14 protein-coding genes are annotated in these 15,988 nt (G+C 70.7%); 3 read left to right on the forward strand and 11 right to left on the reverse strand.

The features are described from left to right. Positions 1–60: 60 nt before the first annotated feature. The 8 genes from ABZY57_RS12475 to ABZY57_RS12510 form a co-directional block, all read right to left on the reverse strand. A complete protein-coding gene (locus tag ABZY57_RS12475) occupies positions 61–717 on the reverse strand; it encodes a phosphatidylserine decarboxylase (RefSeq protein ID WP_250740415.1) in 657 nt (218 codons plus the stop codon). A gap of 185 nt (positions 718–902) precedes the next feature. Then, the gene (locus ABZY57_RS12480; protein ID WP_327303412.1) at positions 903–2,108 is read right to left on the reverse strand and encodes an acyl-CoA dehydrogenase family protein; all 1,206 of its coding nucleotides are present in this window, start codon (positions 2,106–2,108) and stop codon (positions 903–905) included. Positions 2,109–2,112: 4 nt separating this feature from the next. After that, complete coding sequence (locus ABZY57_RS12485) at positions 2,113–2,625, reverse strand: MaoC family dehydratase (RefSeq protein ID WP_053681718.1); 513 nt, start codon at positions 2,623–2,625, stop codon at positions 2,113–2,115. A gap of 4 nt (positions 2,626–2,629) precedes the next feature. Continuing rightward, on the reverse strand, positions 2,630–3,604 hold the full coding sequence (locus ABZY57_RS12490; RefSeq protein WP_250740413.1) for a CoA ester lyase: 975 nt from the start codon (positions 3,602–3,604) through the stop codon (positions 2,630–2,632). Then, a complete protein-coding gene (locus ABZY57_RS12495; RefSeq protein WP_356510984.1) occupies positions 3,601–5,697 on the reverse strand; it encodes a protein meaA in 2,097 nt (698 codons plus the stop codon). The genes ABZY57_RS12490 and ABZY57_RS12495 overlap by 4 nt, the downstream gene beginning before the upstream one ends. Before the next feature lie 31 nt (positions 5,698–5,728). Continuing rightward, positions 5,729–7,066, reverse strand: a complete 1,338-nt coding sequence (ccrA, locus tag ABZY57_RS12500) for a crotonyl-CoA carboxylase/reductase (RefSeq protein WP_356510986.1) — start codon at positions 7,064–7,066, stop codon at positions 5,729–5,731. A 404-nt stretch (positions 7,067–7,470) separates the two neighbouring features. Continuing rightward, on the reverse strand, positions 7,471–8,298 hold the full coding sequence (locus tag ABZY57_RS12505; protein ID WP_356510988.1) for a TetR family transcriptional regulator: 828 nt from the start codon (positions 8,296–8,298) through the stop codon (positions 7,471–7,473). A 187-nt stretch (positions 8,299–8,485) separates the two neighbouring features. Beyond that, positions 8,486–10,318, reverse strand: a complete 1,833-nt coding sequence (locus tag ABZY57_RS12510; protein ID WP_356510990.1) for a 3-hydroxybutyryl-CoA dehydrogenase — start codon at positions 10,316–10,318, stop codon at positions 8,486–8,488. Positions 10,319–10,855: 537 nt separating this feature from the next. Between ABZY57_RS12510 and ABZY57_RS12515 the strand changes: the two genes are divergently transcribed. Then, positions 10,856–11,413, forward strand: a complete 558-nt coding sequence (locus ABZY57_RS12515) for an adenylosuccinate lyase (RefSeq protein ID WP_356510992.1) — start codon at positions 10,856–10,858, stop codon at positions 11,411–11,413. Here the strand turns inward: ABZY57_RS12515 and ABZY57_RS12520 are convergent. The 3 genes from ABZY57_RS12520 to ABZY57_RS12530 all read right to left on the reverse strand — a co-directional run bounded on the left by ABZY57_RS12520 (position 11,406) and on the right by ABZY57_RS12530 (position 14,491). After that, a complete protein-coding gene (locus ABZY57_RS12520; RefSeq protein ID WP_356510994.1) occupies positions 11,406–11,921 on the reverse strand; it encodes a RidA family protein in 516 nt (171 codons plus the stop codon). The two genes, ABZY57_RS12515 and ABZY57_RS12520, sit on opposite strands and share 8 nt — an antisense overlap. A gap of 29 nt (positions 11,922–11,950) precedes the next feature. Next, positions 11,951–13,549 carry an alpha/beta hydrolase gene (locus ABZY57_RS12525; protein WP_356510996.1) on the reverse strand — a complete coding sequence of 533 codons (1,599 nt, stop codon included), beginning with the start codon at positions 13,547–13,549 and terminating at the stop codon, positions 11,951–11,953. 123 nt (positions 13,550–13,672) lie between these two features. Next, positions 13,673–14,491, reverse strand: a complete 819-nt coding sequence (locus ABZY57_RS12530) for a radical SAM protein (protein ID WP_356510998.1) — start codon at positions 14,489–14,491, stop codon at positions 13,673–13,675. A 71-nt stretch (positions 14,492–14,562) separates the two neighbouring features. Here ABZY57_RS12530 and ABZY57_RS12535 point away from each other — a divergent pair, with 71 nt between their 5' ends. Together ABZY57_RS12535 and ABZY57_RS12540 are read left to right on the forward strand one after the other, a co-directional pair. After that, positions 14,563–15,393, forward strand: coding sequence for a hypothetical protein (locus ABZY57_RS12535; protein WP_356511000.1), 831 nt, complete (start codon positions 14,563–14,565; stop codon positions 15,391–15,393). Positions 15,394–15,467: 74 nt separating this feature from the next. After that, positions 15,468–15,911: an SRPBCC family protein gene (locus ABZY57_RS12540; RefSeq protein WP_266884991.1), complete on the forward strand. Its 444-nt coding sequence runs from the start codon at positions 15,468–15,470 to the stop codon at positions 15,909–15,911. The last annotated feature ends 77 nt before the right edge of the window (positions 15,912–15,988 follow it).

Genomic DNA, 15,988 nt, shown 5'->3' on the forward strand with positions numbered 1-15,988 from the left:
TCCTCGGTGGACTCCTCCTCGGACGCTTCGGGCACCCAGCCGGCAGCCGGGGTTTCAGGTTCAGTCACGGTCAATTCGGGTCACCCCCGCGGTGGTGGCCTGTCCGACCTCGACCGCGACCTCGACGCCCTCGGGGAGGTAGATGTCGACGCGGGAGCCGAAGCGGATCAGACCGATGCGTTCGCCCTGCTCCACCTTGGTGCCGGCCGGCAGGTACGGGACGATGCGACGGGCGACGGCGCCGGCGATCTGCACCATCTCGATGTCGCCGAGCTCGGTGTCGAAGTGCCAGACGACGCGCTCGTTGTTCTCGCTCTCCTTGTTGAACGCCGGAACGAATCCACCGGGAATGTGCTCCACGGACGTCACCGTGCCCGCGAGGGGCGCACGGTTGACGTGGACGTTCAGGGGGCTCATGAAGATCGCGACGCGGGTCCGTCCGTCCTTCCACGGCATGATGCTCTGCACCACACCGTCGGCGGGGGAGATGACCCGGCCCTGCGTGATCTCGCGCTCGGGGTCGCGGAAGAACCACAGCATGCCCGCCGCGAGCGCGGTGGTGGGCACGGCCACTGCCGCCCAGCGTCCGGACTTGCGGGCCCGGGTGAGGCTGAGGGCGGCGGTGGCGACGGTCGGCAGAAGCCACGGCGATGCTCCGCGCGCGAGGCGTCCACCGAGGAGGCCGACGCGAGGTGCAGAGGTTTGGCTGTGGGGCATGGATGACCTTCGTAGCGGGTGATGCCGCGCCGCAAACGGGGGGACGGGACGGCGGCTTTACTGGAATGCTATCGGTTGCACGCAACAACTGGGCAAGCCAGAAGCCGAGTCGATGACCGTGAGCCAGTGACTGCTAGTGACTCTTTCGCGGAAAACCACTGGATGACTTACCGCAAAAGGGACTTTCAGCCCTGGAGCCGGTACTCCTCGAGCAGGCGTCGCCCGATGATCATTTTCTGGATCTCGGCGGTACCTTCACCGATGAGCAGCATGGGCGCCTCTCGGTAGAGGCGCTCGATCTCGTACTCCTTCGAGAAGCCGTATCCACCGTGGATACGGAACGCGTCCTCCACCACCTCCTTGCAGTACTCGGAGGCGAGGTACTTCGCCATCCCTGCTTCGAGGTCGTTTCGTTCCCCGGAGTCCTTTTTGCGTGCTGCATTGACCATCATCGCATGGGCGGCTTCGACCTTGGTAGCCATCTCGGCCAGCTTGAACTGAATCGCCTGGTGCTCGGCGATGGCCTTGCCGAAAGTGTGACGTTGCTGGGCATACGAGACACCCAGCTCGAACGCACGCTGCGCGACGCCGCAACCACGGGCCGCCACGTTGACGCGGCCGACCTCGACCCCGTCCATCATTTGGTAAAACCCTCGGCCGGTCTCCCCGCCCAGGACCCGATTGGCCGGAATGCGCAGTCCGTCCATGATGAGCTCGGTGGTGTCGACCCCCTTGTAGCCCATCTTGTCGATCTTGCCCGGGATGGTCAGGCCGGGCCGGACCTCTCCGAAGCCGGCCTCCTTCTCCACGAGGAAGGTCGTCATCGACTTGTGGGGGGCGGTGCCCTCCGGGTGTCCTTCGTCACTGCGCACCAAAACGGCCACGAGCGTGGACGTGCCGCCGTTCGTCAGCCACATCTTCTGGCCGTTCAGGACGTACTCGTCACCGTCCTTCACCGCCTTCGAGGTGATGGCCGACACATCGGAGCCGAGCCCCGGCTCGGACATCGAGAACGCGCCGCGCACCTCGCCCAGCGCCATCCGCGGAAGGAAGTACTCCCTCTGCTCCTGGGTGCCGTGCTGCTTGAGCATGTACGCCACGATGAAGTGGGTGTTGATGATGCCCGAGACGGACATCCAGCCGCGCGCGATCTCCTCGACGCACAGCGCGTAGGTGAGCAGCGACTCACCCAGGCCGCCGTACTCCTCCGGGATCATCAGGCCGAAGAGGCCGAGTTCCTTGAGGCCGTCGACGATCTGCTGCGGGTACTCGTCCCGGTGCTCCAGCTCGGTCGCGACCGGGATGATCTCCTTGTCGACGAACTCGCGGACGGTCTTGAGGATGTCCCTCTGGTCGTCCGTCAGGCCGGCGGTCTGGGCAAGTCGGCTCATGGTTCTACTTCCCCTGTTCCTTCAGCGTGGGGCGGCCGGGCTGCTCGCCGCCGCGCTCCTTGATGTACGTCTCGGTCGGGACCATCACCTTGCGCCGGAAGACGCAGACGAGGGTGCCGTCCTGCTTGTAGCCCTTGGTCTCCACGTAGACGATGCCGCGGTCGTTCTTCGACTTCGACGGGGTCTTGTCCAGGACCGTGGTCTCGCCGTAGATCGTGTCCCCGTGGAAGGTGGGCGCCACGTGCCGCAGCGACTCGATCTCCAGGTTGGCGATGGCCTTGCCGGAGACGTCCGGCACCGACATGCCCAGCAGCAGCGAGTAGATGTAGTTGCCCACGACCACGTTCTTGCCGAAGTCGGTCGTGTTCTCGGCGTAGTTGCTGTCCATGTGGAGCGGGTGGTGGTTCATGGTCAGCAGGCAGAAGAGATGGTCGTCGTACTCGGTGACGGTCTTCCCGGGCCAGTGCTTGTAGACCGCGCCGATCTCGAACTCTTCGTAGGTGCGTCCGAACTGCATGGTGCTACGCCTCCGGGATCTCGAACTTGGTGGTGCGCTGCATGCCGGCGGCGCGGCCCTTGCCCGAGATGACCAGCGCCATCTTGCGGCTGGCCTCGTCGATCATCTCGTCGCCGAGCATCGCGGAGCCCTTCTTGCCGCCGGCCTCGGAGGTGCACCAGTCGTACGCGTCGAGGATCAGCTCGGCGTGGTCGTAGTCCTCCTGGGAGGGGGAGAAGACCTCGTTGGCCGCGTCGACCTGGCCGGGGTGCAGCACCCACTTGCCGTCGAAGCCCAGGGCCGCCGCGCGACCGGCGACCTCGCGGTAGCCGTCGACGTTCTTGATCTGGAGGAAGGGGCCGTCGATCGCCTGGAGGTCGTGCATGCGGGCCGCCATCAGGATCCGCATCAGGATGTAGTGGTAGGCGTCCGCGCCGTAGCCGGGCGGCTGCATGCCCACGACCAGGGACTTCATGTTGATCGAGGCCATGAAGTCGGCCGGCCCGAAGATGATGGTCTCCAGCCGCGGCGAGGCACCGGCGATCTCGTCGACGTTCACCAGGCCCTTGGCGTTCTCGATCTGCGCCTCGATGCCGATCTTGCCGACCTCGAAGCCCATGGTCTTCTCGATCTGCGTCAGGAGGAGGTCGAGCGCCACGACCTGCTGGGCGTCCTGGACCTTCGGCAGCATGATGCAGTCGAGGTTCTGGCCGGCGCCCTCGACGACCGTGATCACGTCGCGGTACGTCCAGTGCGTGGTCCAGTCGTTGACGCGCACCACGCGGGTCTTGCCGGTCCAGTCGCCGTTGTTCAGCGCGTCCACGATCGTGTGGCGGGCGCCTTCCTTGGCGAGCGGGGCGCAGGCGTCCTCCAGGTCGAGGAAGACCTGGTCGGCCGGCAGGCCCTGGGCCTTCTCCAGGAACCGGGGATTGGAACCCGGCACCGCGAGGCAGGAGCGGCGCGGCCGCAGCCGGTTGACCGGGGAAGAGGGCGTGGTCATGCGGGGACCTCCGTGCTTGCAAGGGTGTCAGTGTTGAGGATCTCGTCGGCGTCGCCGAGCGGGTGGAGCTTGTTGGCCTTGCGGATCTCGTCGACGATACGGCCGATGATCTCCGTGATGCCGAAGTCCTTCGGGGTGAAGACCGCCGCCACCCCGGCCTCCTTGAGCGCCACGGCGTCCGCATTCGGAATGATGCCGCCGAGCACGACGGGGATGTCACCCGCCCCCGCCGCGCGCAGGCGTTCCAGCACGTCCGGGACGAGCGCGCTGTGCGAGCCGGACAGGATGGACAGTCCCACGCAGTGCACGTCCTCGGCCAGGGCCGCCGAGGAAATCTCCTCGGGAGTCAGCCGGATGCCCTGGTAGACCACCTCGAAGCCGGCGTCGCGGGCCCGTACGGCGATCTGCTCGGCGCCGTTGGAGTGCCCGTCCAGGCCGGGCTTGCCGACCAGCAGGCGCAGCCGGCCGGAGCCGAGGTCCTCGGCCGTACGGGAGACCTTCGCGCGGACGAGGGCCATGGGGGTCCCCTCCTCGGCGGTCACGGCCACCGGGGCCGAGGAGACCCCGGTCGGAGCCCGGAACTCACCGAACACCTCGCGCAGCGCGCTCGACCACTCGCCGGTGGTGACACCGGCGCGGGCGCACTCCAGGGTGGCCTCCATCAGGTTCTCGTCCCCGGCCGCGGCCTCCTTCAGCCGGTCCAGGGCCTGCATGACCGTGGGGAAGACGAACGGGTCACCGCCGCCCTGCCGCTCCGAGGACTCCTGGCGCTCGGCCCTCCAGCGGCCGATGCGCTCGACGGTCTGCGCCTCCAGGGCCCCGTCCACCGTCATGATGGCGCCGTCCAGGTCGGCGGTGAGCGGGTTCTCCTCGGTCTGCTGGAAGCAGTTGACGCCGACGATCTTGTCCTGGCCGTCCTCGATCCGGGCCCGCCGCGCGGCGTGCGAGGAGACCAGCTCGCCCTTGAGGTACCCGGACTCGACGGCCGCCATCGCGCCGCCCATCTCCTGGATCCGGTCGATCTCGGCCAGGCACTCGGCCACCAGGGACTCGACCTTGGCCTCGATCACGTGCGAGCCGGCGAAGATGTCCTCGTACTCCAGCAGGTCGCTCTCGTGGGCGAGGACCTGCTGGATGCGCAGCGACCACTGCTGGTCCCAGGGCCGGGGCAGGCCCAGCGCCTCGTTCCAGGCGGGCAGCTGCACGGCGCGGGCGCGGGCGTCCTTGGAGAGGGTCACCGCGAGCATCTCCAGCACGATCCGCTGGACGTTGTTCTCCGGCTGCGCCTCGGTCAGGCCCAGGGAGTTGACCTGGACCCCGTAGCGGAAGCGGCGCTGCTTGTCGTTCTCGATGCCGTAGCGCTCGCGGGTGACCTTGTCCCAGATGCGGCCGAAGGCGCGCATCTTGCACATCTCCTCGATGAAGCGGACGCCCGCGTTCACGAAGAAGGAGATCCGGGCGACGACCTCGCCGAACCGCTCCGGCGGGACCTGCCCCGAGTCGCGCACCGAGTCCAGGACCGCGATGGCCGTGGACATCGCGTACGAGATCTCCTGGACGGGCGTGGCCCCGGCCTCCTGCAGGTGGTAGCTGCAGATGTTGATCGGGTTCCACTTCGGGATGTGGTTGACCGTGTACGCGATCATGTCCGTCGTCAGGCGGAGCGAGGGCCCGGGCGGGAAGACGTGCGTCCCGCGCGAGAGGTACTCCTTGACGATGTCGTTCTGGGTGGTGCCCTGGAGCTGGGAGATGTCCGCTCCCTGCTCCTCGGCGGCCACCTGGTAGAGCGCCAGCAGCCACATGGCGGTGGCGTTGATCGTCATCGAGGTGTTCATCTGTTCCAGGGGGATGTCCTGGAACAGCCGCCGCATGTCGCCCAGATGGGAGACCGGGACCCCGACCCGGCCGACCTCGCCGCGGGCGAGGATGTGGTCGGGGTCGTAGCCGGTCTGCGTCGGCAGGTCGAACGCGACCGACAGGCCGGTCTGGCCCTTGGCGAGGTTGCGGCGGTACAGCTCGTTGGACGCCTCGGCCGTGGAGTGGCCGGCGTACGTCCGCATGAGCCACGGACGGTCCTTCTGGCGCTCTGTCATCTCAGGCTGTCCCTTTGGCCTTTGAGGGGTCTCAGATGTTGCGGAAGCGGTTGATCGCGTCCAGGTGCGTGGCGCGCATCTCGTGGTCCTTGACGCCGAGGCCTTCCTCGGGGGCCAGGCACAGCACGCCGACCTTGCCCTGGTGGAGGTTGCGGTGGACGTCGTAGGCGGCCTGGCCGGTCTCCTCGAGGGAGTAGACCTTCGACAGGGTGGGGTGGATCTTGCCCTTCGAGACCAGGCGGTTGGCCTCCCAGGCCTCGCGGTAGTTCGCGAAGTGCGAGCCGATGATCTTCTTCAGGGACATCCACAGGTAGCGGTTGTCGTACTCGTGCATGTAGCCCGAGGTCGAGGCGCAGGTGGTGATGGTGCCGCCCTTGCGGGTGACGTAGACCGAGGCGCCGAAGGTCTCGCGGCCCGGGTGCTCGAAGACGATGTCGATGTCCTCGCCGCCGGTCAGCTCGCGGATGCGCTTGCCGAAGCGCTTCCACTCCTTCGGGTCCTGGGTGTGCTCGTCCTTCCAGAACTTGTAGCCCTCGGCGTTGCGGTCGATGACCGCCGTCGCGCCCATCGCCCGGCAGATGTCGGCCTTCTCCGGGGAGGAGACCACGCAGATCGGGTTGGCGCCGCCGGCCAGCGCGAACTGGGTGGCGTACGAGCCGAGCCCGCCGCTGGCGCCCCAGATCAGGACGTTGTCGCCCTGCTTCATGCCGGCGCCGTTGCGGGAGACCAGCTGGCGGTACGCGGTGGAGTTGACCAGGCCGGGGGAGGCGGCCTCCTCCCAGCTGAGGTGGTCGGGCTTGGGCATCAGCTGGTTCGACTTGACCAGCGCGATCTCCGCCAGACCGCCGAAGTTGGTCTCGAAGCCCCAGATGCGCTGCTCGGGGTCGAGCATCGTGTCGTTGTGGCCGTCGGAGGACTCCAGCTCGACCGACAGGCAGTGCGCGACGACCTCGTCGCCCGGCTTCCAGGCGTTCACGCCGGGGCCGGTGCGCAGGACGACGCCCGCGAGGTCCGAGCCGATGATGTGGTACGGCAGGTCGTGGCGCTTGGTGAGCTCCGAGAGGCGCCCGTAGCGCTCCAGGAAACTGAAGGTGGAGACCGGCTCGAAGATCGAGGTCCACACCGAGTTGTAGTTGACCGAGGAAGCCATGACGGCCACCAGGGCCTCGCCCGGGCCCAGCTCGGGGAGCGGGACCTCGTCGAGGTGCAGGGACTTGCGGGGGTCCTTCTCGCGGGTGGTGAGCCCGGCGAACATCTCCGTCTCGTCCTTGTGCACGGTGATCGCGCGGTACGAGTCGGGGAGCGGCAGGGCAGCGAAGTCGGCGGCCGTCGCGGCCTGCGACTGGATCGCGTCCAGGATGTCCTTCACGGTGTTGCCTCCGGCCGTGCGCTGATGAGGGTGCGCTGAGGGAAACGGGGTGCGTTGAGCTGCTGTGCGGCGAAGCGCGGGGTGGTACTGCTCGGGGTGCCGTCGATTCGGCTGGGGTGGAGCTGCGCGTTGCCTGTGGTGGGGCGTGCGGGGGCCTGGTGACGCAGGCATCCGGGGCGCGTTCCGTGCCGAGTGGGCTGGATCGCGGGGACATCCGGACGAGATTCAACGTATGGCACCCCGTGTCACTCAGCAAGGCACCGCGTGCCAAAACTTTCTCTCATTTGCCGATTGACCTGCACCGATGAGCGATGATCGATCAGAGTTACCCGCGAGTAGGGGCAACTCGGACAAACGAAAGCGGCCGCCCCCGGAACGGGAGCGGCCGCTGTGACGTGTGTCGCCTACTTGTTTCTGAGCGCCTCTTCGATGGTCCGCATGACCTCGTCCAGGGGGGCGTCCGTGCGGGCCACCGCCACCAGCACCTCGCCCTGCGTACGCACCGCGGCGGCCGCGGTGGCGGGCTCCGGCGGCGGCGCCGTGCTCAGGGTGCGCCCCGCGCCGATCCCGGAACCGAAGGTCTTGCGCACGATCGAGAAGGCGTGGTCGAGCTGCGCCTCCACGTCGCCCTGACCGCCCGCCCGCAGCCAGCGCCGCAGCACGTGGTTGTGGGCCGTGACCACCGCCGAGGCGGCGACCTCCGCCAGCAGCGGGTCGTCGTTGCCGTCGTGGTGGTCGGTCTCGTCGAAATGGGCCAGCAGGTAGCGGGTGAACAGCCGCTCGTAGCGGGCGACCGAGGCGATCTCCCGCTCCCGCAGCGCCGGAACCTCGCGGGTGAGCCGGTAGCGCTCCACCGACACCGCCGGCGAGGCGGCGTACATCTTCATGACTTCCTTGATCCCCCGGCACACCGTGTCGAGCGGGTGCTCGTGCGCCGGGGCCACGTCGAGGACGGCCTCGGCGCGGGTCAGGGTGTCGTCGTGGTCCGGGAAGATCGCCTCTTCCTTGGACCGGAAGTGCCGGAAGAAGGTCCGGCGGGCGACCCCGGCCACGGAGGCGATCTCGTCGACCGTCGTGGCCTCGTACCCCTTGTTCGCGAAGAGCTCCATGGCGGCCGCCGCGAGCTCACGGCGCATCTTGAGCCGCTGCGCGGCCGCCTTGGTACCGGCCGGGGTCTCCGGGGCGTCGGAGACAGCGGAGGCGCGGGGTGGGGTCTTGGCGGGCTGGGACATAGAGCGAAAGTACTTCATTCGTGCGGGAGAGCGCTCCCGAGGGGGGTGGGACGGGAAGGGATGCGGGGGAGGGCCGGCACTGGGCACACAGTGCTCCTCGGGAGGGTTCGTCCGCCGTGAGGGTCCGGCGGACCCGAGCAGCCCTCCCCACGCATCCTGTTCTTGGGGCCCCTGGGCCCGCCGCGGGTTACCGGCGGGGGGCGTACTCACGGAATCCGCGGCCGGTCTTCCGGCCCAGGCAGCCCGCCGCGACCAGGTGCTCCAGCAGCGGGGAGGGGGCCAGACCCGGGTCGCGGAACTCCTTGTGCAGGACCTGCTCGATGGCCAGCGACACGTCCAGGCCGACCACGTCGAGGAGCTCGAAGGGCCCCATCGGGTAGCCGCCGCCCAGCTTCATCGCCGCGTCGATGTCGTCGATGCCCGCGTAGTGCTGCTCGACCATCTTGATCGCGTTGTTGAGGTACGGGAACAGCAGCGCGTTCACGATGAAGCCGGCCCGGTCCCCGCAGTCCACCGCGTGCTTGCGGACCTGCCCGCAGATCCCGCGGACCGTGGCGTGCACGTCGTCGGCGGTCAGGACGGTGCGGACCACCTCGACCAGCTTCATCGCCGGGGCCGGGTTGAAGAAGTGCATGCCGATGACGTCCTCGGGCCGCGAGGTCGCGCGGGCGATCGCGATCACCGGGAGCGAGGAGGTCGTGGTCGCGAGCACCGCACCGGGCTTGCAGGACTTGTCCAGAGCACGGAACAGCTCCTGCTTCACCTCCAGGTCCTCGGCGACGGCCTCCACGGCCAGGTCCACGTCGGCGAAGGCGTCCAGCGAGCCCGCCGCCGTGATCCGGCCCACGGTGGCGGCGGCGGCCTCGGCCGTCAGCCGGCCCCGGTCCACCGCGCGGGCCAGGGACTTGGCGATCGCGGCCTTCGCCGCGTCCGCCTTCTCCTGGCTGCGGGCCGCCAGCACCACGGGGAAGCCGGCCTGCGCGAAGACCTGCGCGATCCCGCTCGCCATCGTGCCCGAGCCGGCCACGCCGACCGAGTTCACCGGACGGCTCGCCCGGACCAGCTCCCCGTCCGGCGGCGTCTGCAGGTCACGGACGACGACCTGGCTGCCCGGGGCCTCGTACGTGTAGAAGCCGCGCCCGGACTTCTGCCCGGTCAGGCCCGCCTCGGCGAGGTGGCCGAGGATCGGGGCCGGGGCGTGCAGCCGGTCGCCCGAGGCCGTGTACATGGCCTCCAGGACGGTGCGGGCGGTGTCCACGCCGATCAGGTCGAGCAGCGCGAGCGGGCCCATCGGCAGGCCGCAGCCCAGCCTCATCGCCGCGTCGATGTCCTCGCGGGAGGCGTACTTCGCCTCGTACATGGCGGCGGCCTGGTTGAGGTAGCCGAACAGCAGGCCGTCGGCGACGAAGCCCGGGCGGTCGCCGACCGCGACCGGCTCCTTGCCGAGCTCGCGGGCCAGGGTGGTGACCGCCTCGACGGCCGGCGGGGCCGTCAGGACGCTGGAGACGACCTCGACCAGCTTCATCGCCCCGACCGGGTTGAAGAAGTGCAGGCCGACCACGCGCTCCGGGCGCTGGGACTCGGCGGCCATCCGCGTCACCGACAGGGCGTTGGTGCCGGTGGCCAGGATCGCGGCGGGCCGGACGATCGCGTCGAGCTCGCGGAAGATCCGCTGCTTGAGCTCGTAGGACTCGGGGACCACCTCGATGACGAGGTCGGCGTCGGCGGCGGCGCCCAGCTCGGAGAAGGTGCGGAAGCGGGCGAGGACCCCTTCGCGCTCCTGCTCGGTGAGCTGTCCGCGGACCACGGAGCGGGCGGTGGCCGCCGCGAGGGACGCGGTGGCCCGGCGGGCGGCGGCCTCGCTGACGTCGATGCCGATGACCTCGCGGCCGGCCCGGGCGAGGACCTCGGCGATGCCGGAGCCCATCGTGCCGAGACCGACGACCGCGATGGTCTGCAGGGCGGGACGGACGGGCTGGGAGGAGGGGGAGGGCTGACCGGACGTGGACGGAAGGTCCATCGCGGGACTCCAGTGGAAGAGGGTGACGACTGAGGGGGCGCGCGGCGCACGGCGCGCGCGGAGGCCGTACGGAAGACCATGCGGACGTCCGTGCGGAGAAGCCCCGGGGCTCGCGGAGCGAACCGGGGATCGCGGCGGAACCAGGGGTCGCGTCGGAACCGGGGAACCCGGAGGAACCGGGGAACCCGGAGGGCCGAAGAAACGGGAGGAGCCGAGCCGGGGGAACCCGGCAGGAAGAAGCCCGTGGGGCCAAAGCGGCGGAGCCCTGTCCCGGGGTCACGCCGTGAGGTGGTGCGGAAGTCGTGCAGAACCGACTGGCACGAGGTGGCTGCGTCACCAGGCCGACCTCGTACGTGTTGTAGGGACAGTAACGCGTGCCCAACTGGTCCGCCAGAGCGCGCAGATGTGACCTGTACCGCCCAAATGTACCGATCATCGATCATCGATCAACCGGCTGTTCGAAGGCCCGACCGCGCGGCGCCCACCCGTGTCGGGGAACCCGGCGCGGCGGCCGCCGGGGCCGCCTAGGGTGGCCGGGTGAACGACGTGTTGGAGCGCCTGCGGGCGGAAGCCGCGCAGGCACCGGAGTACGAGGCGCTGCTCGCGGCGGACGCGGACGGCCTGGCGGCATCCCTGACCTCCGCCGGGCTGCCCCTGTGGGCCCGCGAGCTGGCCGCGTACCGGCTGGGGCTGGCCGGCGACCGGCGCGCCTTCGAATCCCTGGTCCTGCTGCTCAACCACCGGGACCCGCCCCGCTGCGAGGCGGCCGCGCAGGCGCTGGCCGTCCTCGGGGACCCGCGCACGGCCCGCGCGGCGGCGGCGCTGGCGACGAACGACCTGCGCACGGCCTACGCCCTGCACCCGGTCCGGCTGCTGGCGGCGCTGCGCGCTCCGGAGTCGGCCCCTGCGCTGATCCGCACGCTGTCGCGGCTGCTCGCGCCGCACGACCCGTACTGGCGGGTGGCCCTGGCCTGTGTGGAGGGGCTGGGCGCGCTGGCGGACCAGCGCGCCCGGGAGGTCCTGATCCGGGCCCAGTCGCACCCCCGGCTGGCGGTGGCGGCGACGGCGGCCCTGCGGGAGCTGGGCGTCAGCTAGCGAAGCCGGTCTTGAAGCCGGTCCCGAGCCCGGCCCCGGACCCGGTCCTGAAGCCGGTCTCGGACTCGGCCTCGTAGCCCGGCCCGGACCCGGGCCGCTCCGGGACGACCGCGAAGGCCTCGATCTCCATCAGCAGTTCGGGCCGGAACAGCGCCGCCACCTGGACCGCCGAGGAGGCCGGGAGGCGGTCCGGGTCGATCACCTCGTCGCGGGCCTCCCGTACGGCCGGGAGGTCGGCGACGTCCGTGACGAAGTACGTCAGCTTCACCACGTCGTCGAAGGTGGCCCCGGCCGCCGCCAGGCACCGCCGCAGGTTCTCGAACACCTGCCGGGCCTGGGCGGCGGCGTCGCCCTCGCCGACCAGCTCGCCCTTCTCGTCGAAGGCGCACTGCCCGGACACGGCGACGAACCGTCCCGTGCCCCAGACGACGTGGTGGTAGCCGGTGCCCGGGGCGACGCCCCGGGGCGCGGCGATGCGGGTGAGGTGGTTGTCCTGTGAGGTGTTCATGGGCATGATCTTGCCCGCTGCGGCTCGGCCTAGCCCCGGAAGCCGAGCAGCCCGTGCAGGGCGGCGCCGCCCGCCGACGGCGGAACCGCGCGGGTCGCCGGGACCGGGGTGGGGGCCGGCTGGGCGGGGCAGACGGCGTCCGCGGCCTTGCCCGTCAGCAGGTACGCGGACAGCTTCTCGTCGAGGCACTTGTTGCCGCTGAGGGCGACGCCGTGGTTGCCGCCGCCCTCCTCGACGACCAGCGCCGAGCCCGCGAGCTTGCGCCGCATGCTCACCGCGCCCTCGTAGGGGGTCGCGGCGTCCTCGGTCGCCTGGAAGAGGAGCGCCTGCGGGAGCGCCGTGTTGGTCACGTCCGGGGCCTGGAGCGGCTCGGTCGGCCAGAACGCGCACGGGGCGTTGTACCAGGCGTTGTTCCAGGTCATGAAGGGCGCCTTGGCGTGCGTGCGCCACATGTCGGCCCGCCACTGGTTCCAGTTCCTGGGCCACGCCGAGTCCCGGCACTGCACGGCCGTGTAGACGCTGTAGCTGTTGCCCGCCGAGGGCTCGACCGCGCCGAACTTCTCGTACGCGGAGACCAGCGGCTTCGGGTCCCCCTCCACGGCGTACGCGGCGAAGGCCGTCGCGAGGTGGGGCCAGTAGCCGTTGAAGTAGCCGCCCGGCATGAAGGTGTCCTCCAGCTCCGCCGGGCCCACCTTGGCGCCGGCCGGGGCTGTGCGCAGCGCCGTCCGCATCTCGTACCAGCGGGCCTCGACCCGGGCCGGGTCGGTGCCGAGGTGGTACGTGGAGTCGTAGCGGGCCACCCACGCCAGGAAGGCCTTGTGGCGGGAGTCGAAGGCCTGGTCCTGGGAGAGGTTGTCCTCGTACCAGACCCCGGCCGGGTCGACGACGGAGTCCAGGACCAGGCGGTGGATCCGGTCGGGGTGCAGCTTGGCGTACACCGCGCCCAGGAAGGTGCCGTAGGAGTAGCCGAAGTAGCTGAGCTTGTCCGCGCGCAGGGCGGCGCGCAGCACTTCGAGGTCACGGGCCGCCGACACCGTGCCGATGTACGGGAGGACGTCGGCGTGCTTGGTCTGGCAGGACTCGGCGAAGGCCTTCACCCGCTCCAGGTTGGCCCGCTCGGTCTTCTCGTCCAGCGGTACGGAGTCGGGCCGTACGGGGGTGAAGTGGCCCGCGCCGCAGTCCAGGGCGGGCTCGCTCTTGCCGACGCCCCGCGGGTCGAAGCCGATCACGTCGTACTGGGCCGCGACCTCCTTGGGCAGTGCGGAGGCGATGAACCCGGCCAGGGTGCGCCCGCTGCCGCCGGGCCCGCCGGGGTTGACCAGCAGCGGGCCCTGGGAGCGGGCGGCCGTGTGGGGGACCCGGGTCAGGGCGAGGGAGATCTGCCGGCCGGCCGGGTCGTCGTGGTCGAGGGGGACCTTGAGGGAGGCGCACTGGAGCGTCGGGTAGCGGGAGGTCGCGCAGTTCGACCACTTCAGTGCCTCGGCGGCCGGGGCGGCCGCTGCCGGGGCCGCGGCCGTGACCGGGCTCGCCAGGGCGGCGGCGAGGGTGGACACCGCCAGCAGGACGGCGGCGCGCCGCAGAGCGGGACCGGGCTTGCTTTTCGTCGGGTGCAGCATCGGGTGGAGCATGGGGCCTCCCAGCCAAGGGTTCTGGGCGGAATCGTCCCGGAACCTGTGCTCGGAAGGGGGGATTGGGGCCCCGATTGGCCCGATGTGATGACCCTTCAGTCGGTCGTACGGTCGTACGGGCGCTCAGAGCAGGCTGAGCTGGGTCGCCCCGGGTGCGGGCGCGGGCCCGCCCGGCCGCTCCGGGACGACGATCCGCCGGGCCGGGCCGCTACCGCCGGGGCCGATGCCGAATTCGGCGGCGAGCTCATGGACTTGGCGGGTGATCATCCGCTGGTACCAGGTGGGCGCGTACGAGCCGCCCGCGTACATCCGCTCGTACCGCTCGACCAGGTGGGGGTGGTGCTCGCCGAGCCAGGCCGTGAACCATTCCCGCGCCCCGGGGCGCAGATGGAGTACCAGGGGTGTCACGGAGGTCGCCCCGGACGCGGCGACGGCCCGGACGGTGGCCCGCAGCTGCTCCGCGGAGTCCCCGAGGAAGGGGATCACCGGGGCCATCAGCACCCCGCACTCGATGCCCGCGTCGGTGAGCGTGCGGACTGCCTGCAGCCGGGCGGCGGGGGAGGGGGTGCCCGGCTCGACCGTGCGCCACAGGGCGGTGTCGGTGAAGCCGACGGAGACGGAGATCCCGACGTCGGCGACGGCCGCTGCTTCCTGGATGAGGGGGAGGTCGCGCAGGATCAGGGTGCCCTTGGTGAGGATCGAGAAGGGATTGGCCCGCTCCCGGAGCGCCTCGATGATCCCGGGCATCAGGCGGTAGCGGCCCTCGGCACGCTGATAGCAGTCCACGTTGGTGCCCATCGCGATGTGCGCGCCGCTCCAGCGGGGCGAGGCGAGCTCGCGGCGCAGGAGCTCGGGGGCGTTGGTCTTGACGACGATCTGGGAGTCGAAGCCGATGCCGGTGTCGAGGTCCTCCCTCGGTAGTTCGCCCCGAGAATAGAACAAACGTTCCCATGATCGTGCAGCCCGGTAAACCCGCTGGTCAGCGCGGTGTCGGGGATGGAAAGCTGTGCGCCATGGCGAGACACAGACTCACGGTGTGCCTTCCGGGCGAGGCCCGGGGCCGGCTGGAGGAGGCGATCGGCGAGGCGATGGCGCCCTTCTTCTACGAGAGGGAGGGGGACATCGCGGACGATCTGCTGATCTGGGACCACTGGCGGATCGACGGAGACGCGGACGGCGTCGGGTACCGGATCCTGCCCGGCCACGAGGCGGATCCCCGGATCGTCCACGACCAGCCGCTCTGGGACGGCACCGCCCAGCCGAGCCTGCCCGGCTGGTGCGCGGGCGGCCCGCTCGGACTGCTGGAGCGCAGGCCCTGGGAGCGGGCCGCCGCGGTCGCCCGTCTCGTCTGGGACGGCTGGCGGGAAGTGGCCCGGTCGAACCCGCCCTCCCGCCCCTGGGGCGACTTCTGCCCCGAGTGGCCGCCGGGGATGGACGGCAGCGCGTACGACGCGCTGCGCGCGCCGGCTCGCGCCGACTACCTCGCGCAGACCCCCGTCGCCGCGTACCGGGAGTGGGCCGCCGGGCTGCGGCTCGACCCCGCGGACGAGGAGTTCCGCCCCGCCCTCGTCGACGGCTGGACCGACCCGCTCGGGTCGATCGGCCGCTGGACCCGGGAGGAGTTCGCCCGGCGCGGCGCGCGCGAGGCCGTAGGGAACTGCCACCTGCTGACCCTCGACGGCTGGTGGTACGAGGACGGCGGGTGGCCCCTGCACGGCGCCTGCGACGACCCCGCCGCCTGCCCGCACCCCCCGCCGCCGGAGCTCGCCGCCGGGGGCGGGCCGGCCTACCTCGCCGGGCTGTCGGCCGACACCCTGCTGGTGTCCCTGCGCTGTCACGTCTGACCCGGATTTGGGCGCCCGCCCCGGAGGTGGTTGGCTTCGCGGTGACGAGCGAACACAACTGCTGGAGGAAAGCCATGGCGCAGGTCGAGGCCACCACGGAACGCATCATCGGGGCGGACGCGGAGACCGTGTTCGACGCGCTGGCCGACTACACCGGGACCCGGGGCAAGGTGCTGCCCGAGCACTTCAGCGAGTACGAGGTGCGCGAGGGCGGCGACGGCGAGGGCACCCTCGTCCACTGGAAGCTCCAGGCCACGAGCAAGCGGGTTCGCGACTGCCTGCTGGAGGTCACCGAGCCCACGGACGGCCAGCTCGTGGAGAAGGACCGCAACTCCTCCATGGTCACCACCTGGACGGTCACCCCGGCGGGCGAGGGCAAGTCCAAGGCCGTCGTCACCACCGTGTGGAACGGCGCGGGCGGCATCGGCGGCTTCTTCGAGCGCACCTTCGCACCCAAGGGCCTGGCCCGCATCTACGACACCCTGCTCGCCAACCTGGCGGCCGAAGTCAAGGGCTGAGCAAGGCCGTTGCCGGTGAGGCCGGAGGCCGGGCCTCACCGGATCGGGTGAAATGCGCCCGCCCGGGACCCGACGCG

The organism is Streptomyces sp. NPDC006450 (assembly GCF_040612195.1).
Taxonomy (GTDB): Bacteria; Actinomycetota; Actinomycetes; order Streptomycetales; family Streptomycetaceae; genus Streptomyces.

Coding starts and splice junctions, on each gene's coding strand:
- ABZY57_RS12475 (WP_250740415.1), bottom strand. CDS start 717: ATGCCCCACAGCCAAACCTCTGCACCTCGCGTCGGCCTCCTCGGTGGA.
- ABZY57_RS12480 (WP_327303412.1), bottom strand. CDS start 2,108: ATGAGCCGACTTGCCCAGACCGCCGGCCTGACGGACGACCAGAGGGAC.
- ABZY57_RS12485 (WP_053681718.1), bottom strand. CDS start 2,625: ATGCAGTTCGGACGCACCTACGAAGAGTTCGAGATCGGCGCGGTCTAC.
- ABZY57_RS12490 (WP_250740413.1), bottom strand. CDS start 3,604: ATGACCACGCCCTCTTCCCCGGTCAACCGGCTGCGGCCGCGCCGCTCC.
- ABZY57_RS12495 (WP_356510984.1), bottom strand. CDS start 5,697: ATGACAGAGCGCCAGAAGGACCGTCCGTGGCTCATGCGGACGTACGCC.
- ABZY57_RS12505 (WP_356510988.1), bottom strand. CDS start 8,298: ATGTCCCAGCCCGCCAAGACCCCACCCCGCGCCTCCGCTGTCTCCGAC.
- ABZY57_RS12510 (WP_356510990.1), bottom strand. CDS start 10,318: ATGGACCTTCCGTCCACGTCCGGTCAGCCCTCCCCCTCCTCCCAGCCC.
- ABZY57_RS12520 (WP_356510994.1), bottom strand. CDS start 11,921: ATGAACACCTCACAGGACAACCACCTCACCCGCATCGCCGCGCCCCGG.
- ABZY57_RS12525 (WP_356510996.1), bottom strand. CDS start 13,549: ATGCTCCACCCGATGCTGCACCCGACGAAAAGCAAGCCCGGTCCCGCT.
- ABZY57_RS12535 (WP_356511000.1), top strand. CDS start 14,563: ATGGCGAGACACAGACTCACGGTGTGCCTTCCGGGCGAGGCCCGGGGC.
- ABZY57_RS12540 (WP_266884991.1), top strand. CDS start 15,468: ATGGCGCAGGTCGAGGCCACCACGGAACGCATCATCGGGGCGGACGCG.